Source organism: Stenotrophomonas sp. INTA L402-1 (assembly GCF_059295135.1).
Genome location: NZ_JCAFWP010000015.1, coordinates 58,249 through 81,981, shown reverse-complemented (window position 1 = coordinate 81,981; position 23,733 = coordinate 58,249). Strand labels below are relative to the sequence as shown.

Sequence of the window (23,733 nt, the reverse complement as noted above, 5' to 3'; positions counted from 1 at the left end):
CGTGCCCGGCGAGCGCGCAGCGCGGTCGGCGCCGATGCTCTACCATAGCCACCCCCTTTCCGGTCCCCGCCCGCATGAGCAAGAACAGCCAGTGGATTGTCGGCGTCAACGCCGTCGCCTCCTCCATCGAGAACGACGCCGAGAACGTCCGCGAAGTGCTGGTCGAGGCCGGTGCGAAGAACCCGCGCCTGACCGAGATCGAGGAAAACGCCCGCCGCAAGGGCATCGACGTGCGCAAGGTGAACAGCCAGGCGCTGGACGGTGTCGGCGGTTCGGTGCGCCACCAGGGCGTGGCCGCGCGCTATGCCGCCGCTCGCACCTACAGCGAGAACGAGCTGGAAGGCCTGGTCACCGCAGCCGAGGGCAAGGCCCTGCTGCTGGTGCTGGACGAGGTGCAGGACCCGCACAACCTGGGCGCCTGCCTGCGCTCGGCCGCTGCCGCCGGTGCGACCGCCGTGATCATCCCCAAGGACAAGTCGGCCACGGTCAATGCCACCGTGCGCAAGACCTCGGCCGGTGCCGCCGATCTGATCCCGGTGGTGGCGGTGACCAACCTGTCGCGCTGCCTGAAGGACCTGCAGAAGCAGGGCGTGTGGATCTACGGCCTGGCCGGCGAAGCCACCGCCTCGCTGTACCAGCTGGACCTGAAGGGCAACATCGCGCTGGTGCTGGGCGGTGAAGCCGATGGCCTGCGCCGCCTGACCCGCGAGAACTGCGATGGCCTGGTCAAGATCCCGATGCCGGGCGAGATCGAGAGCCTGAACGTCTCCGTCGCTGCCGGCGTCAGCCTGTTCGAGGCCGTGCGCCAGCGCGGTTGATCGGCAGCAGCGGCTGTGTCGACCAAGGTCGACTCCCACCAGGTAGTCGCCAACCTTGGTTGGCGCTCTTGCCGCCTCACCCCGCGCTGCCGCCCAGTGCCTTGAACAAGGTCACGTCGTTGTTCAGCTGGCCCTGGCGCACGCGCGCCAGCGACAGCTCGGCATCGCGCCGGGTCTGCTGCGCTTCCAGCCAGGTGCGCAGGTCGGTGGCACCCACGCGGTAGCGCACTTCCTGCGCCCGTTCCACTTCCACCGCTTCGTCGTACGAAGCCTGCGAGGCCGCCACCTGGCGCGCCAGCTGCTCGCGTGCCGACAGCGCGTTGTCCACTTCCGAGAGCGCGGTATACAGCGTCTTGCGGAAATTGGTCGCGGCGATCTGGTAGGCGGTGCCGGCGATATCGGTATCCAGCTGCGCGCGCTGCAGGTTGAGGAACGGAAGCGACAGGCCGGCGCCCAGCGTGGCCACCGGGTTGCGCAGCACGTCACCCAGCGACGTTGCACTGGAGCCGAGGCTGCCGGTCAGGCTCAGCGCCGGGTAGTACTGGGTGGCGGTCACCTTGATGGTCTTCAGGCTGTTGCGCAGGCGCAGTTCGGCCGCGCGCAGGTCGGGACGGCGACCGAGCAGGTCGGTCGGCAGGCCCTCCGCGATGCTGGGGCTGCGTGCGCCGAGCAGGTCCTGCGGTTCGTCCTGCTGCGGCCAGGGCGTGCCGTCCAGCAGCACGGTCAGTGCATTGCGTGCCTCCACCCGCTGCTGTTCCAGCGCACTCTGCGAGGAACGCTGCGACTGCAGGTTCTGCAGTGCCTGGCGTACTTCCAGGCGCGATACCGCACCGGCGTCGAAGCGGGCCTGGACCAGTTCGCGGGTACGTTCCAGCCGCTCCAGGTTGGCCTGGCCGGTGGCGATGGATTGGTTGAGATAGGCCAGGTTCCAGTATTGGTTGATGGTGTCGCTGATCACCAGCAGCGCGGTGTTCTGCCGGTCTTCCTCGCTGGCCTCGGCTTCCCAGCGGGCGATGTCGCGCTGGGTGCGCAGGCGGCCCCACAGGTCCACTTCCCAGCCCAGCGAGACGCCGGTGGAATAGCTGCGGCGCCAGTCGTCGGCCTGGTCGGTGGCGCGGCTGGCGCTACCACTCACACCTGAAGACGAAGGCTGCGGCCACAACGCGTTGCTGGCCAGGCCGGCCTGCAGGCGCGAACGCTGCACGGCCAGGCCAGCGGCGGCAAGATCGCTGTTGGCGGCCAGCGCCTGCGCCACCAGACGGTCGAGACGTTCATCGCCGAAACCGGTCCACCAGGTGTCCTGGCGGATGTCGCGGCCCGGAGTATCCAGGCCGCTGCGCGGATCGTCGGCGGGCGCATTGAGGGTGGCGTCGCCACGACCGTAAGTCGCCGCCACGTCGGGGGCCTGCACCGGATAGCGGCCCATCGATGCGCAGCCGGACAGGGCGAGCAGTACAGCGCCCGCCAGCAGCAGGCGCGAGGGGGCAGGGAAGGGCAGTCGGGTCATCATCTTCATTCGCGGGCCAGGGCCTCCACCGGGTCGAGCTGCGCGGCGTTACGCGCGGGCAGGAAGCCGAACGCCACGCCGATCAGGGTCGAGCAGGCAAAGGCGGCGACGATCGAGGCGGTGGAGAACAGCACCTGGAAGTCGCTGGCGAAGCGGCCGATCATCGAGCCCAGCAGCAGGGCCAGGCCGATGCCGAGCACGCCGCCGAGCAGGCACACCAGCACTGCTTCGATCAGGAACTGCTGGCGGATATCACTCTGCCGTGCACCGACGGCCATGCGCACGCCGATCTCACGGGTACGCTCGGTCACCGACACCAGCATGATGTTCATCACACCGATACCACCGACCAGCAGTGCGATGGCGGCGATGGCGCCGATCAGCAGGGTCATCGTGCGCGTGGTCTGCTCGATGGTCTGGCGGATTTCGGCGCTGTTGCTGAGGAAGAAGTCCTCGGTGCCATGGCGCATGGTCAATAGTCGGGTGATCGCTTCCTGTGCGGCATCCATCGGCGTGGCGTCGTCCACGCGCACGGTGATGCTGGACACGTGGCTCTGGCCGAGCATGCGCGACATCACCGTGGTGTACGGCAGCCACACGCTCAGGCTGGTGCTGCCGCCGAACCCGAAGCTCTGGCGCTTGGCCACGCCGACCACGCGCGCCGGCACGTTGCCCAGCAGGATCACCTGGCCGATCGGATCGACATCGGGGAAGAACTGGGTCTGGGTGTTCTCGTCGATCACCGCCACCTGGCCGAGGCCCTTCACTGCATCGGCATCGAAGAAGCTGCCGCTGAGCAGGGTCACGCCCTTGACCCGGAAGAACTGCTCGCCAACGCCGCTGACCTGGGCGGTGGAGGACTGGTTGCGGTAACGCGCGGTGACCGAGGTCGATACGCTGGGCGTGGAGCTGTCGACGTAGCTCTGCCGGGCCAGAGCATCGGCATCACTGGCCTTGAGCGTCTGCACGCGGGCCGAGCGCATGTCGCCGAACCCGCGGCCGGGGTAGACGTCGATGGTATTGGTACCCAGCGCACTGATGTTCTGCAGGATCTGCTGCTGCGAGCCGTTGCCCAGCGCCACCACCGAGACCACCGAGGCGATGCCGATGATGATGCCGAGCATGGTCAGGAAGGTGCGCAGCCGATGTGCATTCATCGCCAGCAACGCCATGCGGAATGCTTCGGTGAAGCGGTCGCGCGCGGCCCGCCAGCTGTTGCCGCGGGCGACGCCGGTGCTGGCCTCGCGCTGCGCGCGGTAGGTCGGTGCATTCGGATTGGCGCGGTCGGCGATGATCTCGCCGTCGCGGATCTCGATGATGCGCTGCGCGTGTTCGGCCACGCTCATGTCGTGGGTGACGATGATGATGGTGTGGCCTTCGGCGTGCAGCTCGCCGAGGATCGCCATCACTTCCTCGCCGGATTTCGTGTCGAGCGCGCCGGTCGGTTCGTCGGCCAGGATCACCTCGCCGCCGTTCATCAGGGCACGGGCGATCGACACGCGCTGCTGCTGGCCGCCGGACAGCTGGCCCGGCTTGTGGTGCATGCGATCGCTCAGGCCCAGCCGCTGCAGCAGCTGTTCGGCACGCGCGTTGCGCACCGGGCCGGGGCTGCCGGCGTACACCGCCGGCACTTCCACGTTGCCGCGCGCATCGAGGTCGCCCAGCAGGTGATAGCGCTGGAAGATGAAGCCGAAATGCTCGCGGCGCAGTTCGGCCAGCTCGTCCGGCTCCATCTTCCCGGTTTCGCGGCCGGCCACCTGGTAGCTGCCACGGGTGGGACGATCGAGGCAGCCGAGGATGTTCATCAGCGTTGACTTGCCGGAGCCGGACTGGCCGACGATGGCCACCATCTCACCGGCGTGGATGTCGAGGTTGATGTCACGCAGCACGGCGATCACATCGTCGCCGGCCGGGAATTCGCGTCGCAGGTCACGCAGGCGCAGCAGCGGCGCCGTCGTGCTCATCGGCGCCCCATGCCCGGGCCGCCGACCCGCATCTGCATGCCGCCGCGGTTGCCGCCGCCGGCGCTGGCACCGGCCGCACCGGCTTCGCCGACCACTACGCGCTCGCCTTCCTTCAGTCCCGACAGGATCTCGGCCGAGGCGCCGTTGTTGATGCCCACGGTAACCTTGCGCGGCTGCGGCTGGCCCTTGTCGTCCAGCACCCGCACCATGCGCTCGTCGCCACGGCGCTTCGGCCCCAGTGCCACCGCCGGCACCATCAGCACGCCCTTGGCCTGCTTCAGCAGTACCGAGACCTGCGCGGTCATGTCGATGCGCAGGGTGCCATCCGGATTCTCCACGTCGAACAACGCGTTGTAGTAGACCGCGCTGCTGGAACTGGAACTGGACGAACTGCTGGAACTGGACGAACTCTCGTTGGCGATCGAGGCCGGCGCCGGATTGATCTGGCGCAGCGTGGCGTGGTACTTGCGATCCGGGTCACCCAGGGTGGTGAAGTACACCGGCATGCCGGACTTGATCTTGACCACGTCGGCCTCGGAGATCTCGGCATTGACCGTGACCACGTCCAGCCGCGCCAGCATGACGATGGTCGGTGCAGTCTGGTTGGCGTTCACGGTGCGACCTTCCTCGGCCACCACCGCCACCACGGTGCCATCCATCGGCGCGGTGATGCGGGTGTAGGCCAGGTTGGCGCGGGCCGTGCCCAACTCGGTTTCGCGGCCCTTGATCTGCGCCTCGTAGGACTGCAGCTGGGCACGGGCGGTCTTCAGCTGCGCCTCGGCGGCATCGTATTCCTGCCGCGAGGTGGCCTCGGCCGCCAGCATCTGCTGCTGGCGCGCGAATTCCAGTTCGGCCTGGCGCAGGGTGGCCTGCTGCACGGCGCGCTGGGCGGTGACCTGGTCCAGCGAGGCCTGCGCATTGAGCACCTGGTTCTGCTGGGTGGTGGCGTCGATCTCGGCGATCAGGTCGCCTTCCTTCACGGTGTCGCCCAGCTGCACCTTCAGCGATTTGATCTGGCCCGAGGCCTGGGCACCGACGCTGACCAGCTTGTAGGCGTCGATCACGCCGGTGGCTTCCACCGTCTGCTCGATGTCACCACGGCTGACGGGCGTGGTCGCCACCGCCGGGGCGGCGGGCTTGCGCAGCAGCCACCAGGCGGCTGCGGCAATGGCAAGGGCGAGCAGGGCGATCAGTATCAGGCGACCCCGGCGGGTCGCGGGCAGCAGGCGGAACGTCACGTCGTGGCTTCACTCTCGGGGCCGCGGTGGCGGCGTTGGTGGGCATTGTGAAGACCGGGCGATGGGCGGCTCAATCCTCGGGGTATGTCTCTATGTAACACTGTCGGTGAATACGCGTAACCACAGGTATCCCGCCCATGGGTGGATACACTGGTACGCATTGCCCCGGATGCGGTTCAGCTGCCGACACGGGATGATCGCGACATGGAGACTGAAAACACGATGCATCGACTGCTGATCGTCGACGACGACAACGACATCCGCACCCTGCTGGCCGAACAGCTCGGCCGGGCCGGCTACCAGGTGAGCACGGCCGCAGACGGCACCGCCATGCGCCAGCTGCTGGACCGCGAACACGTGGACCTGATCGTGCTCGACCTCAACCTGCCGCGCGAGGATGGCCTGACCCTGTGCCGCGACCTGCGCGCGCGCTCGAACACACCGGTGATCATGCTGACCGCGCGTGCCGAGCCGATCGACCGTGTGCTGGGCCTGGAAATGGGCGCCGACGACTACCTGGCCAAGCCGTTCGAACCGCGCGAGCTGCTGGCACGCATCCGCAACGTGCTGCGCCGGACCGAGGCGCTGCCGGCGAACCTGGAGCCGCTGGCGGTGCGCCGCGCGCGCTTCTCGCGCTGGGTGTTCGATCTGGAGCATCGCCACCTGGTGGACCCGGACGATCGCGTGGTGGTGCTGTCCGGCGCCGAGTTCCGCCTGCTGCGGGTGTTCATCGCCCACGCCAACAAGGTGCTGTCGCGCGAGCAGCTGGTCGCGCTCAGCAGCGGCCGCAACTACGAGGCACAGGACCGCGCCATTGATCTGCAGGTCAGCCGGCTGCGCAACAAGCTGGGCGACGACGGTGGCCCTGACGGACTGATCAAGACCGTTCGCAACGAAGGCTATGTACTGGCCTCCTCGGTGAACCTGGAATAAGCCGCGATGAAGCGCCTGCGCCATTTCCTGTCCTCGATGGTCGGGCGGTTGTTCGTGATCCTGCTGCTGGGCATGAGCGTGGCCGCGATCGGCGCGACCATGCTGGCTACCTCCAAACGCCAGCAGGAGTTCGAGCGGCAGAACCTGAACCGCATCGCCGACCGCCTCCAGGGCTACGTCAACCTGCTCGACGGCAACCCCGAACTGCGCGAGCGCCTGCTCGAAATCGGTGGGCCGAGCGTGCGTGCGCTGCAACCCGGCGCACGCCTGGGACGGGCCGATACCGCGTTGATGGAAGTGCTCGATGACCGGCCCGGCCCGGTCGCACGCGCGCATGTGCACTTCGCTTCGTTCCGCTCCTGCATTCCCAAGCTGCAGGACCTGCTGCCCCCGCCGCCACCGGGGCATCGAAAGCATCCGCGCGAACGTGATCCGGCGTTCATCCCGCCCAAGTGCCGTGCGGTCGACGTGACCCTCAACGACGGCACGCTGCTGAAGCTGGCGCTGGATTCGCCGGCGGTGGCACACAACGGCATCCTCGCCGTGGACCCGTGGTTCCTGACCCTGCTGGTGCTCGCGATTGCGGTGCTGGCCTATATCGTCGCGCGCATGGCCAGCGCGCCGCTGCAGGAACTGGCCGCAGCCGCCGAAGACCTGGGCGATGACCTGCAGCGCGATCCACTGCCGCTGCGCGGCCCGCGCGAAGTGCAGCGCGCCGCCGAAGCCTTCAACGCCATGCAGCATCGCCTGCAGCGGCACCTGGCCGAGCGCACGCAGATGCTGGCGGCGATCACCCATGACCTGCAGACCCCGCTGACCCGGCTGCGCCTGCGCCTGGAGAATGTCAGCGACGAGGTGCTGCGCGAGCGCCTGATCGGCGATCTGGCCGCGATGCAGGCGTTGGTGCGCGAAGGCCTGGAGCTGGCGCGCAGCGCTGAGAGCGCCGAGCAGCGCGCCGCACTGGACCTGGATTCGCTGCTGGAGAGCATCGTTGAAGACACGGCCGAGGGCGGCGGGGATGTCGTCTTTGAAGGTGGCAGCGGAGCGGTGTTGATGTTGCGTCCGCTGGCCATGCATCGCCTGTTTTCCAACCTGGTGGACAACGCGGTGATGTATGCCTACCGGGTGCGGGTACGGGTCGAGCGTAGTGGTGGCGCGATCACCGTGGTGGTGGCCGATGACGGCCCGGGCCTGGCCGAGGATCAGCTGGAAGCCGTGTTCGACCCGTTCGTGCGGGTGGAAACCTCGCGTTCGCGCGAAACCGGTGGCGCCGGTCTGGGCCTGACCATCGCCCGCGCCCTGGCTGAGAAAGACGGGGCGCGGCTGTGGCTGCGCAACCGCGCCGAAGGTGGGCTGGAGGCGGTAGTGCAGTGGCCGGCCAGTGCACAGGTGACGCCGCCGGGCCGCGCGGGCTGAGCCTTCGCGGCTGGCGATGGTGACGCCGTGGGCCGGGTTTGGCCTATCATCTGCGCATCTTCCCAGTTCCCCCCCGATGAGCCAGCCCGTCCCCGCCGGCATGCCGTCCCGCGCTGCCCGGCAGTTCCCGCATGCTGCCAGGCCCGGCAGCCCTGCCTGGCCGCCGCCGCTGCACTGATGGCCGGACAGGGGGACATCGGGCGCTGGGTGGAGCGCTGCGGATCAGATATCGGTCGATGGCTGCGACAGGGCCTGCTGTGGCTGCTGCTGGCCCTTGCACTGCCGGTGGCAGCGCAGGAGGGGGCTCCGCCACTGCGCGACTACGCCATTGATGTATGGACGTCGCGCAACGGCCTGCCGCACAACTCGCTGCGCGACATCGCGCAGACCCCCGAAGGCCACCTCTGGTTCGCCACCTGGGAAGGCCTGGTGCGTTACAACGGGCTGGATTTCACCGTGTTCGACCGCAGTACCCGCCCGGGCCTGCGCGACAACGGCATCGGCGCGCTGTTCGTCGACCGCCAGGGTGGGCTGTGGATCAGTGATTCGCGGGGCAATGTCAGCCATCGCGGCAACGATGGCCAGTGGCGTGTCTGGGAGCACCAGGCCGATACCCCGCAGGTCCTGATCCAGTCCATGCAGATGGACAGCCAGGGCCGCCTGTGGCTGCTGTATGAAGGCAAGGGCATCGGCTATCTGACGCCGGACACCGGCATCGTCTACCAGGCTCCGGCCGCCGACCTGCCGATGGCGATGAGCTTCACCAAGCTGGTGGTCGATGCGCAGGACCGGGTCTGGGCCGGCACGTTGGATGGACTGGTGCTGCGCGACAACGACGGGGTGCTCAAGCGGGCGCCCGCGGCGTGGGGGCTGGGCGCCGGCAGTGGCCTGTCGTGGCCGTACCGCGCTCCGGATGGCGCGCTGTGGATCGTCGCCGGCGAGCGCCTGTACCGGGTGGAGGATGATCAGCTGGTGCTGATGCACCGCCTGCCGGGGCAGCTGCACCTGACCTCGATGCTGCAGGATCGCCATGGCGACCTGTGGCTGGGCACCGAGAACCAGGGCCTGCTGCGGATCTCAGCGCATGGCCTGGAGCGCCTGCCGGCGGGCCTGAACCTGCCGGGTGGGCGCGTGGTCAGCCTGCGCGAGGATGCCGAGGGCAGCATCTGGGTGGGTGCCAACGGTGGCCTGTACCGCCTGCGCGAAACACTGTTCAGCAGCTACACCGAGCGCGATGGCCTCAGTGGCGACTATGTGCGCACCGTGTTCGAGGACCGCGAACGCCAGCTGTGGGTCGGCAGTGCCAGCGGCCTCGACCTGCAGACTGCTGATGGCCGCTTCCGCGCGATGCCGCTGCACAACCGCGGCGGCAAGGCACCTTCGGTGCTCAGCCTGGCGCAGGGCCCGGACGGCGACCTGTGGGTCGGAACGTTCGGTGATGGCGTCTACCGTCTTGGCCCCGATGGCCGGCTGCGGCACAACTATGCCGCCGCCGATGGCATGCCGGGCGGCAACATCCGCGCGATCAGCGTGGACCCGCAGGGTGTGGTCTGGGCCGGCACCCAGAAGGGCGTGGTCCGCATCGACGGCGACCGCGTGCAGGTATCAAGCGTTGCGGGCATGCCCAGCGGCCTGATCACCGCGCTTGAGCACGATCACCAGGGCAACCTGTGGATCGGCACCATCGAGGGCATCCGCGTACTGCGCGGCGACCACGTGCAGTCGATCGACCTCGCGCCGATGGGCGGTGGCCGCAGCGTGTTCGGCTTCCATCAGCTGGGTGACGCGATGTGGATCAGCAGCGATCGCGGCCTGTACCGCTGGCGCAACGGCACGCTGGCACGGGTGGGGCTGGAGCAGGGCATGCCGGTGGATGCGGTGTTCCAACTGGTGCCGGATCGCCTTGGCAACGTGTGGATCAGCAGCAACCGCGGCGTGCTGCGCACCGACATGGGCACCCTCAACGCCGTGGCCGATGGCCGCGCACCCCGGGTGGTGGTGGAGCGCTACAACGAGATTGACGGCATGGCCAACGCGCAGGCCAACGGCAGCTCCGGGCCATCGGCGATCCTGCGCCAGGACGGCACGTTCTGGGTGGTCACCGCCGGAGGCCTGAGCACCGTCGATCCGCAACGCCTGCAGCGTTTCCGCGAGCGTCTTTCACCGCCGGCAGCGATTGAAAGCGTGCAGGTGGATGGCGCACCGGTGCATTGGGAAGGCCCGGACCGCAACTACATTCCCGGCGGCCGCCGCTTGGCGGTGAGTTATGTCGGCCTGAGCTACCTGATGTCTGACCGGATCCGCTACCGCACGCGGTTGGACGGCCTGGATACGGGATGGGTCGAACGCGGCCCGCAGCGCAGCGTGGAGTTCGTTGGCCTGCCGCCGGGCGACTACACCCTGCACGTGGCCGCTGCCCATCCGAGTGGCAGCTGGGGCCAGCAGGAAGCGGTATGGAGCTTCACCGTGGAGCCGTTCTGGTGGCAGCGACGCAGCGTGCAGGTGCTGGGTGGCCTGTTGCTGCTGGCCGGGCTGGTGGCGCTGTACCGGCTGCTGCTGCAGCAGCTGAAGGCCAGCAACCTGCGCCTGGCACGGCGCGTGGACGAGGCGACCTTCGACCTGCAGGCCAAGACCGTGCACCTGCAGGCGCTGAACCAGGAAAAGACCGAACTGGCCGAGCGCCTCGCACGCCAGGCCGAGGCATTCGAACGGCAGGCCCGCGAGGATGCACTGACTGGCCTGGCCAACCGCCGTGCCTTCGATGAAACGCTGGCGCGTGACTTCGCCCGTTCGCAGCGCAGCGGTCATCCGCTGTGCCTGGTGGTGCTGGATATCGACCACTTCAAGGACGTCAACGACCGCCACAGCCACAGCATCGGTGATGCGGTGCTGGTGCAGGTGGCGCGGTTGATCGCCGCCGCCAGCCGCGATTCGGACCTGCCGGCGCGCACCGGCGGCGAAGAGTTCGCGCTGCTGCTCAACGACACCCGCCTGGAGGAAGCCGCACAGCTGTGCGCGCGCCTGCGCGGCCTGTTTCACGACCATCCCGACTGGGCCGGGGTGGACGGACTGCGCGTGACCTTCAGCGCGGGCCTGGTGGAACTGGATGCCGACGACCGCACCCCGGCACTGCTGTACCAGCGCGCAGACCGCGCGTTGTACCGCGCCAAGAGCGACGGCCGCGATCGTACGAGCATTGGTTGATCGCATCCACGCATGGCGTGGATCTACCGTCCGGTGAGTGGTGGGTGCGGACCGTTGGTCCGCACTGCGTGGGTGCGGTTGCGCCGTTGGCTGGCTTACCGCGGCCAGGCGTTGGCGATGGTGCAGAACAACCGCGCGGTCTGCTCGGTGTCGTACACCGCGCTGTGTGCCTCGTTCGCATCCCAGCCCAGCCCGGCGGCGGTGGCCGCACGCGCCAGCACGGTCTGCCCGTAGGCGATGCCGGCCAGGGTCACCGTGTCGAACACGCTGAACGGATGGAACGGGTTGCGCTTGTGGCCGGTGCGCACCACGGCGGCATTGACGAAGCCCAAGTCGAAATGGGCGTTGTGGCCGACCAGGATCGCGCGCTGGCAGCCGTATTTCTTCATCGCCGCACGCACCGGGGTGAAGATGTGGTCCAGCGCGGCCTTCTCTTCCTTGGCCAGCCGGAACGGATGGTCGAGGATGATGCCGGTCACTTCCAGTGATTTCGGGTCGATCTCCAGGCCCTCGGCCGGCACCACGTGGGCGCTGGCGGTCTGGCCGGGGTAGAGCAGGCCGTTCTCGTCCATCTCGATCGGCACGGCGGCGATTTCCAGCAGTGCGTTGCGCTGGCTGTCGAAGCCGCCGGTTTCCACGTCCACCACCACCGGCAGGAAGCCGCGGAAGCGTTGTGACATCGCGCGCTGCGCCTGGGGGACTGCGGAATCGGAATCGGGAGCGGCGGCAGGTGCGGGGGTGGGGTCAGTCATGCGTGAATTCTAGCAGAGCGACCCTGAGCGCCCGGCCAGCCCTCGGTGCATGCGTTCCCTGCGCGGGCGTGTGTCGACAAAGGTCGACACCTACCGGGGCACCGCGCGCTCAGGATTCCGGTAGGTGCCAACCTTGGTTGGCACACGGTGCGCCGACCAGGGTTGGCGATTACCGGACTGCTGGCCGCGCAGGCGTGGCCGAGGGAGACCACCTCGCCAGCCACGCATCCACGCTCAGCCTGCCGGCGCCGGTGAAGATCAGCGGCAGCAGCATCGCCATGAACAGTACTGGCAGCTTGAAGTTGCCGAAGCCCTGGTCAGTGATCGCGTAGCCCATGGCGAGGTCGGCCAGCGAGTTCCACTCCATCGGCCAATGCACCGCATAGGTAGCCACTACGGTCAGCACCAGCAGGCTGGCGGCGGCGAAACGGGTCCCGAAACCGAACAACAGGCAGGCCGCGCCAATCAGCTCGAACCAGGTCGCAAGCTGCCAGTTCAGCGCGGCCGGCAGCTGGTCGAACGGGAACGGGAAGGCGTCCTGCAGGTCGGCGAACCAGTTCTGGCCGTGCAGTTTCTCGCGGCCGGATTCGAAGTATTCCCAGGCCAGCAGCAGGCGCAGGCCGAGCGGGGCCAACCAGGGGGCGAGACGGTCCAGCTGGCCACGCGTGGCGGCCAGGGTCGGAAGGTTCATCGGTGGTTCTCCGTGGGGGAAGGGGCGTCAGCCAGGGACTGTGAGCGGGCCGATCACGCCGGCCTGCAGGAACTGCTGCAGCAGCGAGGCACCGGGCCCGGCCAGCGCCTCCTCAGCCAGGCCGTTCGCGGCGGCCAATTGCCGCAGATAGGCATGTCCATCGAGGCCGGGTTGTTCGCCGATGCTGGACAGCAGGTATACCGCCAGCGGGCTGAGCACGGCGAAGCGCACTTCGCCATCAGCCTCGCGGCGGACCAGCAGGCCGGTCGGTTCGGCTGGCGGGTGCATTGGTGCATCCTCGGCACCCAGCCGGTGCACCGGCCACTGGTACAGCAGCGGCCACGCCAGCGGCGAGCGCTGCAGTGGTACCTGCAGCGGATCGATGTTGCCCGGCGCCGGCAGCGGCTCGGCAGGAAGCTGATACAGCGCGGTTTCCACCCACTCGTAGTGGGCCAGTTCGGCCAACGCCGGGTGCGGCAGCTGCGGCTGTGCCTGCAGCCACTGCACGAATTCGGCGGCCAGTTCGGTGAACAGCGGCGTCTGGCAGCGATGGGTGGCGAAGTAGTGGCGCACCAGGTCGCTCCAGGCCGGTTCGTCGAGCAGGCGCACGCAGACCGGGAAGCCGTTGCTCAACAGGCCCAGCAGATTGTTGAACAGCAGCCGTTGGTACACCGCGACCCGGCGTGGCTCCAGCCCGACCGGCGGTGGCACACCCTGCGGATCGCGCAGGTGTGCGGTGAACGCATGCTGCTGTGCGCGCAGAGTGTGGGAGGTATCAGCCATGGGCGATACCGGCATGGCTGGACTGCAGGCGGCGGATGGTCTGCAGTTCGCCCTGCAGCTCGGCGTATGGGGGGAAGTTGAAATCGCGCTCGAGCAGGGTGGGGCGTGGGCCGATGCGCGCGTAGGTACGCGCCAGCAGTTCCCAGACCGGGTCGATCACCGCGCTGCCATGGGTATCGATCTTCAGGTCCGGCGCCTCGTCCAGGTGCCCCGCCACGTGCAGGCAGACGACGCGCTCTGCGGGCAGCCCGGCGATGAAGGTGTCGGCATCGTAGCCGTGGTTGCAGGCGTTGACGTAGACGTTGTTGACGTCCAGCAGCAGATCGCAGTCGGCTTCGGCAAGCACCGCATTGGTGAAGGCCAGTTCGTCCATCGCCGGTTCTGGTGCCAGGTAATAGGACACGTTCTCCACTGCAATGCGGCGGCCCAGCAGATCCTGCACGTGAGCGATGCGTGCCGCAGTGTGGCGCACGGCTTCGTCGGTGAACGGAATCGGCAGCAGGTCGTACAGGTGACCGTCATCGCTGCAGTAGCTCAGGTGCTCGCTGTACAGCGGCACGCGGTGCTTTTCCAGGAACTGGCCGACCTGTTCCAGCAGCTGCGTATCCAGCGGCGCGCTGCCGCCCAGCGACAACGACAGGCCGTGGCAGCTCAACGGATGGCGCTGCGCCAGTTCGGCCAGTGCATCCCCGGCGGGACCACCGACATGGATCCAGTTCTCCGGCGCGCATTCGAGGAAATCGAAGTCGCCTGCCGGGGCGTCACGCAGGTCCTGTAGCAGCGCCCGGCGCAGGCCCAACCCGGCGGCCGCCGCACGAAGCGGAGACCGCGGGTGGACGAGGCTGGCGCGGACGTCAGTGCTTGCCACCGCACTTGCCTTCGCCGCACTTGCCTTCAGCCGACTTCTTGTCGCCTGTCTTGGCAGCGGCTGCACCAGCAGCCTTGCCCTTGTCGGCACCGCACTTGCCTTCGCCACACTTGCCTTCGGCAGCCTTGCCCTTGTCACCGCCGCACTTGCCTTCAGCGGTCTTGCCGTCGGCGCCGCACTTGCCTTCGGCGTGCTTGGTATCGGTAGCCTTTGCCGCCTGGCCAGCCACCAGGTAGCCCTGGGCCAGGTCGCTCATGCTCAGGGCCGAGGCACTGGCGGTCATGCCCAGGCCGGCGGCCAGGGCCGTAGCGGTCAGCAGGGACAGGGTCTTGTTGGAACTGCTCATCGGTCTTACTCCTAGGTGGAGGGCAGGTGCCCGGGGTGAATCGATGGTGCAGCGATCCTACTCAACGAATCCTCGCCAAGAACTCAAATTTTCGTGAGATTTGTTACAGAGGGGGAGACCGGTGGCCGGAACGCCCACAACAAAAGGGCCGCTGTCACCAGGACAGCGGCCACCTTGGAGTCAACTCCGGTGTTGCAGTGCAGCGTCAGGGCTGGCCGGTGCTGGAGGTTTCATCGCGTTTTTCACGCGGCGGCAGCGGCTGCTCGCCATGCACCAGGAACCACACGTTCTCGGCGATGTTGGTGGCGTGGTCGCCCACGCGCTCCAGGTTCTTGGCCATGAACAACAGATGGGTGCACGGGGTGATGTTGCGCGGGTCTTCCATCATGTAGGTCAGCAGTTCGCGGAACAGCGCGGTGTACTGCGCGTCCAGGCGGGCGTCGTCCTCACGCAGGGCCAGCGCGGCATCGGCGTCGTTGTCGCGGTAGGCCGCGATAGCGCGACGGACCTGCTGTGCGGCCAGGCGGCCCAGTGCCCGCAGGCCCTGGATCTGCGGCAGCGGCGGTACCTTGCCCAGCGCGATCGAGCGCTTGGCGACATTGGCCGCATAGTCGCCGATGCGTTCGATGTCGGCCGGAATGCGCAGGCCTGCCAGGATCTCGCGCAGGTCGCGCGCCATCGGGCCACGCAGCGCCAGGCGCATCACGTCGTGGCTGATCTGCTGCTCCAGCGCATCGATCGCTTCGTCGTTGGCAATGATGCGATGGGCGGCGTTCTCGTCGCGCTTCTCGATCACGTCCATCGCCGCTTCGAGCTGGGCGACGGCCATCTCGCCCATGCGCACGATTTCGGCCACCAGGCGCTGCTGCTCTTCGTCGTAGCTCTTGACGATGTGGTCGTTGGGAAGATTCATGGTCTGCAATCCGGGTAGAGCCAGGCCATGCCTGGCTGGCGTGATTTGTAGAGTCGAGCCATGCTCGACTGACATTGTCTGTCTGTCTGTCGACTGACGTTTCAGCCGAAGCGACCGGTGATGTAATCCTCGGTCTGCCGCTGCGACGGCTGCGAGAAGATCACTTCGGTGCGGTCGTGCTCGATCAGGTCGCCCAGGTACATGAAGGCGGTGTAGTCGGACACGCGCGCGGCCTGCTGCATGTTGTGGGTGACGATGACGATGGTGTACTCGTGCTTGAGCTCTTCCACCAGCTGCTCGATGCGGCTGGTCGAGATCGGATCCAGTGCCGAGGTCGGCTCGTCCAGCAGCAGCACCGACGGGCGCAGGGCCACGGCACGGGCGATGCACAGGCGCTGCTGCTGGCCACCGGACAGGCCCAGTGCGCTCTGCCCCAGCTTGTCCTTCACTTCGTCCCACAGTGCGCCCTGGCGCAGTGCCTGCTCGACGCGGTCGGCCATGTCGGCCTTGCTCAGCTTCTCGTGGTGGCGGATGCCGTAGGCCACGTTCTCGAAGATGGTCATCGGGAACGGCACCGGCTTCTGGAACACCATGCCGACCTTGCTGCGCAGGCGGTTCATCGGGTACTTCGGCGACAGGATGTTCTCGCCGTCCAGCAGCACTTCACCACGCGCCTCCAGCTTCGGGTACAGCGCGTAGATGCGGTTGAAGATGCGCAGCAGGGTCGACTTGCCGCAGCCGGAGGGACCGATCAGCGCGGTCACGCGCTTTTCCGGGATCTCCAGGTTGATGCCCTTCAGGGCATGGAACTTGTCGTAGTAGAAGTCCAGTCCACGCGCAGCCAGCTTCACCGGCGACGGCGTGTGCAGGCTCTCGTGCGAGGACGGCACGGCGATGCGCTGCATCGGCACGGCGTTGGAAAGGTCGTTCATGGCGTTATCCACGGAAAGGTCAGTCATGGGAGATACGGTTGCGCAGCAGGATGCCGCGGGCGGCAAGGCTGACCAGCAACACGAAGACAGTCAGCACCAGGGCACCGGCCCAGGCCAGCACCTGCCAGGATTCATACGGGCTGCCGGCGAACTGGTTCATCACCACCGGCACCGAGGCCATCGGCTGGAAGATGTTGTTGTTCCAGTACTGGTTGCCGAAGGCAGTGAACAGCAGCGGTGCGGTCTCGCCGGAGATGCGGGCCAGCGCCAGCAGGATGCCGGTGATGATGCCGGCCGACGCACTGCGATACAGCACCTGCACGATCACCTTCCACTGCGGGATGCCCAGCGACAGGGCTGCCTCACGCATCTGCGAGGGCACCAGGCGCAGCATCTCGTCGGTGGTGCGCACCACCACCGGCAGCACGATGAAGGCCAGCGACAGTGCACCGGCGAACGCCGAGAAGTTGCCGCCGGTCTGCATCACGTACAGCGTGTAGACGAACAGGCCAAGCACGATGGATGGGGCCGACAGCAGGATGTCGTTGACGAAGCGGACCACGGTGCCGGCCTTGCGGGCGTTGCCGTACTCGGCCAGCCAGGTGCCGGCCAGCACGCCCAGCGGGGTGCCGATGCCGATCGCCAGCGCACACATCACCGCACTGCCGAAGAAGGCGTTGGCGAGACCGCCTTCCTGCATCGGCGGCGGCGTCATCTTGGTGAACAGATCCCAGTTGATGCCGGCCAGGCCCTTGGAGGCCAGGGTGAACAGGATCCAGCCCAGGAAGAACAGGCCGAACAGGGCGGTGGCGCAGGAGGCGGTGATCGCAACGACGTTGCCGATGCGACGGCGCAGGTACAGCGAATCAGCGGTGGTGGACATCAGTTGCCCTCCTTGCGGGACAGGCGCATCAGCATCAGGCGGGCGATGGCCAGCACCACGAAGGTGACGATGAAGAGGACGAAGCCGAGCAGCAGCAGGGCCGAGCGGTAGGTTTCAGTGGCTTCGCCGAAATCGTTGGCGATCAGCGCGGCGATGGTGGTGCCCGGTTCCAGCAGCGACGGCGACAGACGCACGCTGTTGCCGATCACGAAGGCCACCGCCATCGTCTCGCCCAAGGCGCGGCCGAGGCCGAGGAAGATGCCACCGATCACCGCCGAGCGGGTGTAGGGCAGGACGATGTCCCAGCTCACTTCCCACTTGGTGGAGCCCAGTGCGTAGGCCGATTCCTTCAGGCGGGTCGGCACGGTCAGGAACACTTCGCGCATCACCGAGGAAATGAACGGAATGACCATGATGGCCAGCACGAAACCGGCAGTGAGCATGCCGATGCCCAGCGGCGGGCCCTGGAACAGCGGGCCGATGATCGGCATCTCGCCCAGGGTTTCGTTGAGGAACGGAGTGACGTACTCGGTCATCACCGGCACCAGCACGAACAGGCCCCACATGCCGTAGATGATCGAAGGAATGCCGGCCAGCAGTTCGATGGCGGTACCGACCGGGCCACGCAGCCAGCGCGGCGCGACTTCGGTGAGGAAGAAGGCGATGCCGAAGCTGACCGGCACGGCGATGACCATCGCGATGAGCGCGGTGACCAGGGTGCCGTAGATCGGAGCGAGAGCGCCGAACTTGTTTTCGACCGGATTCCAGTCGGCGGAGAAGAAGAAGCTCAGGCCCTGCATCTGCAGGGCATGGCGGCCACCCCACAGCATGGACAGCGCGGCGCAGGCCAGGGCGATCAGGACGAAGATGACGGTGCCGACCAGCACCCATCGGAACAGTTTGTCGTTGCGGGCATCACGCGCATCACGCGTGGACGGGGCGGCTACAGGCTGGGCGATGGCATTCATGGGGACGGCAGGGCCAGGAAGGGGCGGGGCGGCACGGCGTGGAAGAAGCGGTGCCCGCGCGGGGCGGGCACCGTCGTGTCCATCACTTCAGGTCGGTCGCCCAGTAGGCCTCGATCTGCTTGACCAGTTCGGCCGGCAGCGGCACGTAGTGCAGCTCGTTGGCCTGGGCCTGGCCGTTCTCGAAGGCCCACTTGAAGAAGGCCAGGGTGTCCTGGTTGCGCTTGGCGTCCTTCGGCTGCTTCTGCATCAGCATGAAGTTGGTGGCGGTGATCGGCCACGCCTGCTCGCCCGGGGCGTTGGTGATGACCAGGTTGAAGTCCTTGGCGCTGGCCCAGTCGGCGCTGGCAGCCGCAGCGGCGAAGGTTTCCGCGCTCGGCTCGACCCAGTTGCCGGCCGCGTTCTGCATGGCGGCGTACGGCATGCCGTTCTGCAGCGCGTAGGCCAGTTCGACGTAGCCGATCGAGCCCTTGATCTGCTTCACGTAGGAAGCGACGCCTTCATTGCCCTTGCCACCGACGCCGTCCGGCCACTGCACCGAGGTGCCTTCGCCGACCTTGCTCTTCCACTCCGGGCTGACCTTGGACAGGTAGTTGGAGAAGTTGAAGGTGGTGCCCGAACCGTCCGAACGGTGGACCAGGGTGATCTTGCCGTCCGGCAGCTTCACGCCCGGGTTGGCGGCGACGATGGCCGGGTCGTTCCAGGTCTTGACCTTGCCCAGGAAGATGTCGGCCAGCAGGGCGCCGCTCAGGCGCAGCTTGCCGGTTTCCAGGCCTTCGATGTTGACCACCGGCACCACGCCGCCGATGGCGGACGGGAACTGGGCCAGGCCGGCCTGGGCCAGCTCTTCGCTGCTCAGCGGCTTGTCGGAGGAGCCGAAGTCGACGGTGCCGGCCTTGATCTGTGCGATACCGCCACCGGAGCCGATCGACTGGTAGTTGATCTTGGCACCGGTGCTGGCGTTGTAGTCAGCCGACCACTTGGAGACCAGCGGGAAGATGAAGGACGCGCCCGCGCCGGACACTTCGGCGGTCACCTTGGCACCGGCAGCGGCCGGGGCGGCGGCACCGTCGGCAGCCGGCTGCTGCGCGGCCTGCTTGTCGCCACCGCAGGCCGACAGGCCCAGGGCGATGGCCAGGGAAAGGGCGGCAAGGCCGGCCGAGTGCAGTTTCATGGTCACTCCATAGCGGGGAAGAGCCGACGTCGTCGGCGGATGCGGCTATGAAATGATGTTTTTGTTACAGCCGTATTACGACCATGACAGAGGTGTCCTGGATCACGTTCTGACAAGGGTTTCACGGGGTTGGCGCCGACCCGGCAGGAGCCGGGAGACCCCCGATCTGCGCACCGGTATGACGGCAGGCGCAAGGTAGAGCCGAGCCCATGCTCGGCTGCTCCCTGCCCTCGGTAGGTGCGGACCGTTGGTCCGCACGCTCCAGCACCCAGCCGAGCGTGGGCTCGGCTCTACAGAGGCAGGTGCCCCCAAAAACAAGAAGAGCGCGAGATCTCGAGGATCTCGCGCCCGGGGTGGGATCGGCGGGGGAGAGAGGACCCGCCGATCCCGTTCCTGCGGGGGAACGCGCTTGCTTACTTCAGGTTCTGCGACCAGTAGGTCTCGATCTGGCGGACCAGGCTGTCCGGCAGCGGCACGTAATCCAGCTGGCGGGCCTGGGCGTCGCCGCTCTTGTAGACCCAGCGGAAGAACTCCTGGGTGGCCTTGCCGTTGGCAGGGTTCTTCGGCTTCTTGTGCACCAGGATGAAGTTGGTGGCGGTGATCGGCCAGGACTCGGCGCCCGGGGCGTTGGTCATCACCAGGTAGAAGTCCTTGGCGCTGGCCCAGTCGGCGCTGGCAGCAGCGGCGGCGAACGAGGCGTCGCTCGGCTGCACGAAGCGGCCGGCGGCATTCTTCATCGCGGTGTACGACAGCTTGTTCTGCAGCGCGTAGGACAGTTCGACGTAGCCGATGCCGCCCTTGATCTGCTTCACGTAGGCAGCAACGCCTTCGTTGCCCTTGCCGCCGATGCCGGCCGGCCACTGGACCGAGGTGCCTTCACCGACCGAGCTCTTCCACTCCGGGCTGACCTTGGACAGGTAGTTGACGAAGTTGAAGGTGGTGCCCGAACCATCCGAACGGTGCACGACGGTGATCTTGGCGCTCGGCAGGGTCACGCCCGGGTTCAGTGCGGCGATGGCCGGGTCGTTCCAGGTCTTGATCTTGCCCAGGAAGATGTTGGCCAGCACGGTGCCGTCCAGCTTCAGCGCGCCCGGGGCGATGCCGGCCACGTTGACCACCGGTACCACGCCGCCGATCACCGACGGGAACTGGGCCAGGCCCGCAGCAGCCAGTTCTTCCGGCTTCAGCGGAGCATCGGAGGAGCCGAAATCAACGGTCTTGGCCTTGATCTGGGCGATACCACCACCGGAACCGATCGACTGGTAGTTGACCTTGTTGCTGGTGGCGGCGTTGTAGTCGGCCGACCACTTCGACATCACCGGGTAGATGAACGAGGCGCCCGCGCCGGTGATTTCAGCGGCGTTGGCGGCGAACACGGACGACGCTGCGAAGACGGCAACGGCAACGCGCGACTTGAAGGCGTGGATCACGGGGTGGCTCCTGGGTTGATTGGGATGCGGGGTTACCCGCCCGGCGCACATTCCATAACGGTTCGATGACAGCGCAGGGACCGTTGTATGACGCAACCATTACAGCGCTGCCCGGCGCCCGCACAGCCAGGGGCGTGAAGGTTCTGAGTGCTGCGGGCAACGTGATGACCAATGCAACGGAGACGGGCCTGGCCCGGTTGCGATCACGTTCTATATGTCGCTGATGGCCTGCCCGCTGTGGTCGTCAATGCCATCCCGGCCTGGCATTCCGCAGTGATGCCGCGTCATCCACACGAAACCATCGCTGCTGGTGAGGGCTGCGCGGCGGTCGGCCCGGGCCGGGACGCTGATACGTGACGCCATATGCGGCAAGGGATCGACAAGCATGTGGCGGCAAATGAGTCGTACGCATGACCGCACGAAGAAATCTGTGGTTGGTGCTCAGGTTGTCATTCGGCTGTCATGGTTTTAACGGAATGTTCGCAAAACGCTTGACCGGCCAGCCGGCGTGGCGTTCTGCCCAAGCCATTCCAACCCTCTGGAGAAATCCAAAATGCGTTCCCATTTGCTCGCCGCCGCGGTCGTTGCAAGCCTCGGTCTGGTTTCCGCCGACGCCTTCGCAGCTCCCGCCAGCACGGGCGTATCCCAGGCACAGCTGCAGCAGCTGCAGGCGCAGATCGCTGCCCTGCAGGCCCAGGTCCAGCAGTTGCAGAACGATTCGCAGGCGCTGCAGGCACAATCTGACGCGCAGTCCGAAGTGAACATCACCCAGGCCCAGGCCCTGGAAGGTGCGCAGAAGACCCAGACCAGCGTCGACAAGCTGGCCAAGCTGGTCAATGACAACAAGATCGGCGGTCGCATGTTCTTCGACCTGACCAACATCGACAAGACCAGCAACGGCAAGGACACCGCCGCCAGCGGCACCGGCCTGGACGTCAAGCGCTTCTACCTGACCGTCGACCACAAGTTCAACGACATCTGGTCGGCCAACCTGACCACCGACTTCCAGTACAGCTCGGCCATCGGCAACACCGAACTGTTCGTCAAGAAGGCCTACGTGCAGGGCAGCTTCGACCCCGCCTTCAACCTGCGCGTCGGTGCCGCCGACATGCCGTGGATTCCGTACGTCGAGAAGTTCTACGGCATGCGTTATGTCGAGAACACCCTGACCGACCGCCTGAAGTACGGCAACTCGTCCGACTGGGGCCTGCATGGCTTCGGCAACCTGGGCAACAACTTCAACTACGCGGTCTCGGTTGTGTCCGGCGCTGGTTACAAGAACCCGACCCGCAGCAAGGGCATGGACGTGGAAGGCCGCGCGGCCTATACCCCGAACGAGAACTTCGTGGTTGCCGTCGGTGGCTACAGCGGCAAGCTGGGCAAGGAAACCGACATCCAGAGCGCCGAGAACACCTACACCCGCGCCAATGCGATGGTGGCCTACGCCAGCAGCGACTTCCGCGTCGGTGGCGAGTACTTCCAGGCCAAGAACCTCAACAACGTGATGACCGTTGCCACCGACAAGACCAGCGGCTGGTCGGTGTGGGGCAGCGTGCGCGTCACCGACGGCGGCATCAACGTGTTCGGTCGTTACGATGACACCGACGTCAGCAAGACGCTGGACCCGACCCTGAGCGACAAGTACTGGAACGTCGGCGTCGAGTTCCCGGTCATGAAGAACCTCAAGCTGTCGACCGTGTACAAGTACACGCACCTGGCCAACGCCAGCGACAAGAAGAACGACAAGACCAAGGAGTTCGGCGTCTGGGGCGACCTGTCGTTCTGATGTCCTGAAGCACTCTTGTCTACAAGCAAAGACGGCGGGCCCTGTGCCCGCCGTCCTTGTTTTGTCACACCACGAACGCGGTCACGCCTCGGCCGTGGTCTTTTCCTTGAACCGGCACAGGTCGGCGATCACGCAGCCCGGGCAATCCGGCTTGCGCGCCTTGCACACATAACGTCCGTGCAGGATCAGCCAGTGATGCGCGTCGAGCAGGAACTCGGCCGGAATCACCTTCACCAGTTTGTCTTCCACTTCGCGCACGTTCTTGCCCGGGGCCAGGCCGGTACGGTTGGAGACGCGGAAGATATGCGTGTCCACCGCCATCACCGGCTCACCGAACGCAGTGTTGAGCACCACGTTGGCGGTCTTGCGGCCCACGCCCGGCAGCGCTTCCAGTTCATCGCGATCGCGCGGCACTTCACCGCCGTGCTTCTCCAGCAGGATCGCGCAGGTGGCGATCACGTTCTTCGCCTTGGCGTTGAACAGACCGATGGTGGCGATGTACTGCTTCAGCCCGACCTCGCCAAGCGCGAGGATCTTTGCCGGGGTATTGGCCACCGGGAACAGGCGGCGCGTGGCCTTGTTGACGCCCACGTCGGTGGCCTGCGCCGACAGCGCGACCGCCACCAGCAGTTCGAACGGTGAGCTGTACTCCAGTTCGGTCTTCGGGTGCGGATTGAGTTCGCGCAGGCGGGTGAACATTTCCACCACATCGGCGCGCGGCATGCTGCCACCGCGTCGCGCCGGCGCGCGCGGGGTCTTCTTCGCAGCGGCCATTACTGCTCCTTGCCGGTGGCGCGGGCCTTGGCCCGGGCGAGAATCGCGGCGGCGGCCGGGGGCAGGGCGGGCTTCACGTCCGGCGCCGGGGCTGGCGTGCGTCGCGCATCGCGTTCGGCCTCGCGGCGCGCCAGGCGCACGGCACGGGCACGGTAGCGTTCGCGTGCGGCCCAGGCCGCGTGCAGCTGCTGCTGGGCCTGCTGCAGGCGTCGTGGAAGGTCCGGGTGGCCGGGCAGCAGCTGTTCGTCGCCGGCACGGGCAACGTAGTCCATGAGACCGGCCTGCAGGGCGCCATCGAGATCGTCTGCCTGGACCCGGGCGAACAGCTGCGCGGGGTTGGGTCGGGATGCCATGGC

Annotated in this window: 21 protein-coding genes; 5 read left to right on the top strand and 16 right to left on the bottom strand. The window is 67.0% G+C overall.

Annotated features, from left to right (window positions below; translation table 11 throughout):
• The first annotated feature begins 74 nt into the window (after positions 1 to 74).
• Positions 75 to 818, top strand: a complete 744-nt coding sequence (gene rlmB / locus AC5O77_RS10830) for a 23S rRNA (guanosine(2251)-2'-O)-methyltransferase RlmB (RefSeq protein ID WP_005408775.1) — start codon at positions 75 to 77, stop codon at positions 816 to 818.
• Positions 819 to 894: 76 nt separating this feature from the next.
• Here the strand turns inward: rlmB and AC5O77_RS10825 are convergent, their stop codons facing one another.
• The 3 genes from AC5O77_RS10825 to AC5O77_RS10815 are packed head-to-tail and all read right to left on the bottom strand — an operon-like array spanning position 895 to position 5,527.
• The gene (locus AC5O77_RS10825; RefSeq protein WP_317216880.1) at positions 895 to 2,334 is read right to left on the bottom strand and encodes an efflux transporter outer membrane subunit; all 1,440 of its coding nucleotides are present in this window, start codon (positions 2,332 to 2,334) and stop codon (positions 895 to 897) included.
• The gene (locus AC5O77_RS10820) at positions 2,331 to 4,289 is read right to left on the bottom strand and encodes a MacB family efflux pump subunit (protein WP_494506802.1); all 1,959 of its coding nucleotides are present in this window, start codon (positions 4,287 to 4,289) and stop codon (positions 2,331 to 2,333) included. The genes AC5O77_RS10825 and AC5O77_RS10820 overlap by 4 nt, the downstream gene beginning before the upstream one ends.
• Positions 4,286 to 5,527, bottom strand: coding sequence for an efflux RND transporter periplasmic adaptor subunit (locus AC5O77_RS10815; RefSeq protein ID WP_478057904.1), 1,242 nt, complete (start codon positions 5,525 to 5,527; stop codon positions 4,286 to 4,288). Before AC5O77_RS10815 ends, AC5O77_RS10820 begins: the two co-directional genes overlap by 4 nt.
• Positions 5,528 to 5,731: 204 nt before the next feature.
• On the opposite strand from AC5O77_RS10815, the gene AC5O77_RS10810 reads away from it, so the two are divergent.
• The 3 genes from AC5O77_RS10810 to AC5O77_RS10800 all read left to right on the top strand — a co-directional run bounded on the left by AC5O77_RS10810 (position 5,732) and on the right by AC5O77_RS10800 (position 11,080).
• On the top strand, positions 5,732 to 6,460 hold the full coding sequence (locus AC5O77_RS10810) for a response regulator (protein ID WP_005408779.1): 729 nt from the start codon (positions 5,732 to 5,734) through the stop codon (positions 6,458 to 6,460).
• Positions 6,461 to 6,466: 6 nt separating this feature from the next.
• Positions 6,467 to 7,876, top strand: coding sequence for an ATP-binding protein (locus AC5O77_RS10805; protein ID WP_049421607.1), 1,410 nt, complete (start codon positions 6,467 to 6,469; stop codon positions 7,874 to 7,876).
• 177 nt (positions 7,877 to 8,053) lie between these two features.
• On the top strand, positions 8,054 to 11,080 hold the full coding sequence (locus AC5O77_RS10800; protein ID WP_201118577.1) for a ligand-binding sensor domain-containing diguanylate cyclase: 3,027 nt from the start codon (positions 8,054 to 8,056) through the stop codon (positions 11,078 to 11,080).
• A 95-nt stretch (positions 11,081 to 11,175) separates the two neighbouring features.
• On the opposite strand, the gene rnt is transcribed toward AC5O77_RS10800, so the two are convergent.
• The 11 genes from rnt to pstS (AC5O77_RS10745) all read right to left on the bottom strand — a co-directional run bounded on the left by rnt (position 11,176) and on the right by pstS (AC5O77_RS10745) (position 20,817).
• Entirely contained in the window at positions 11,176 to 11,760 is a 585-nt protein-coding gene (gene rnt, locus AC5O77_RS10795) for a ribonuclease T (RefSeq protein ID WP_478057915.1), read from the bottom strand.
• Positions 11,761 to 12,001: 241 nt separating this feature from the next.
• Positions 12,002 to 12,523 (bottom strand): HvfX family Cu-binding RiPP maturation protein, encoded by a 522-nt coding sequence (locus tag AC5O77_RS10790; RefSeq protein ID WP_494506801.1) that lies wholly within the window; start codon positions 12,521 to 12,523, stop codon positions 12,002 to 12,004.
• Positions 12,524 to 12,550: 27 nt separating this feature from the next.
• Positions 12,551 to 13,306 (bottom strand): HvfC family RiPP maturation protein, encoded by a 756-nt coding sequence (locus AC5O77_RS10785; protein WP_478057906.1) that lies wholly within the window; start codon positions 13,304 to 13,306, stop codon positions 12,551 to 12,553.
• Positions 13,299 to 14,174, bottom strand: coding sequence for an HvfB family MNIO-type RiPP peptide maturase (locus AC5O77_RS10780; RefSeq protein WP_478057907.1), 876 nt, complete (start codon positions 14,172 to 14,174; stop codon positions 13,299 to 13,301). The genes AC5O77_RS10785 and AC5O77_RS10780 overlap by 8 nt, the downstream gene beginning before the upstream one ends.
• The gene (locus AC5O77_RS10775; protein ID WP_478057908.1) at positions 14,161 to 14,520 is read right to left on the bottom strand and encodes an HvfA family oxazolone/thioamide-modified RiPP metallophore; all 360 of its coding nucleotides are present in this window, start codon (positions 14,518 to 14,520) and stop codon (positions 14,161 to 14,163) included. Before AC5O77_RS10775 ends, AC5O77_RS10780 begins: the two co-directional genes overlap by 14 nt.
• 205 nt (positions 14,521 to 14,725) lie before the next feature.
• On the bottom strand, positions 14,726 to 15,433 hold the full coding sequence (phoU, locus tag AC5O77_RS10770) for a phosphate signaling complex protein PhoU (RefSeq protein WP_008265615.1): 708 nt from the start codon (positions 15,431 to 15,433) through the stop codon (positions 14,726 to 14,728).
• Positions 15,434 to 15,534: 101 nt separating this feature from the next.
• Complete coding sequence (pstB, locus tag AC5O77_RS10765; protein ID WP_005408788.1) at positions 15,535 to 16,365, bottom strand: phosphate ABC transporter ATP-binding protein PstB; 831 nt, start codon at positions 16,363 to 16,365, stop codon at positions 15,535 to 15,537.
• A 19-nt stretch (positions 16,366 to 16,384) separates the two neighbouring features.
• Positions 16,385 to 17,248 carry a phosphate ABC transporter permease PstA gene (gene pstA, locus AC5O77_RS10760; RefSeq protein ID WP_032127902.1) on the bottom strand — a complete coding sequence of 288 codons (864 nt, stop codon included), beginning with the start codon at positions 17,246 to 17,248 and terminating at the stop codon, positions 16,385 to 16,387.
• Complete coding sequence (pstC, locus tag AC5O77_RS10755) at positions 17,248 to 18,216, bottom strand: phosphate ABC transporter permease subunit PstC (protein WP_049421601.1); 969 nt, start codon at positions 18,214 to 18,216, stop codon at positions 17,248 to 17,250. The genes pstA and pstC overlap by 1 nt, the downstream gene beginning before the upstream one ends.
• An 82-nt stretch (positions 18,217 to 18,298) precedes the next feature.
• Positions 18,299 to 19,387, bottom strand: a complete 1,089-nt coding sequence (gene pstS / locus AC5O77_RS10750) for a phosphate ABC transporter substrate-binding protein PstS (protein ID WP_423162651.1) — start codon at positions 19,385 to 19,387, stop codon at positions 18,299 to 18,301.
• A gap of 413 nt (positions 19,388 to 19,800) precedes the next feature.
• Positions 19,801 to 20,817, bottom strand: coding sequence for a phosphate ABC transporter substrate-binding protein PstS (pstS, locus tag AC5O77_RS10745; protein ID WP_049463600.1), 1,017 nt, complete (start codon positions 20,815 to 20,817; stop codon positions 19,801 to 19,803).
• A 553-nt stretch (positions 20,818 to 21,370) separates the two neighbouring features.
• Here pstS (AC5O77_RS10745) and AC5O77_RS10740 point away from each other — a divergent pair.
• Complete coding sequence (locus tag AC5O77_RS10740; RefSeq protein WP_032127900.1) at positions 21,371 to 22,603, top strand: porin; 1,233 nt, start codon at positions 21,371 to 21,373, stop codon at positions 22,601 to 22,603.
• Between the two features lie 81 nt (positions 22,604 to 22,684).
• Here AC5O77_RS10740 and nth read toward each other — a convergent pair whose 3' ends face one another.
• Together nth and AC5O77_RS10730 are read right to left on the bottom strand one after the other, a co-directional pair.
• The gene (gene nth / locus AC5O77_RS10735; protein WP_478057910.1) at positions 22,685 to 23,377 is read right to left on the bottom strand and encodes an endonuclease III; all 693 of its coding nucleotides are present in this window, start codon (positions 23,375 to 23,377) and stop codon (positions 22,685 to 22,687) included.
• Entirely contained in the window at positions 23,377 to 23,730 is a 354-nt protein-coding gene (locus AC5O77_RS10730; protein ID WP_049399879.1) for a hypothetical protein, read from the bottom strand. Before AC5O77_RS10730 ends, nth begins: the two co-directional genes overlap by 1 nt.
• Between the last annotated feature and the right edge of the window lie 3 nt (positions 23,731 to 23,733).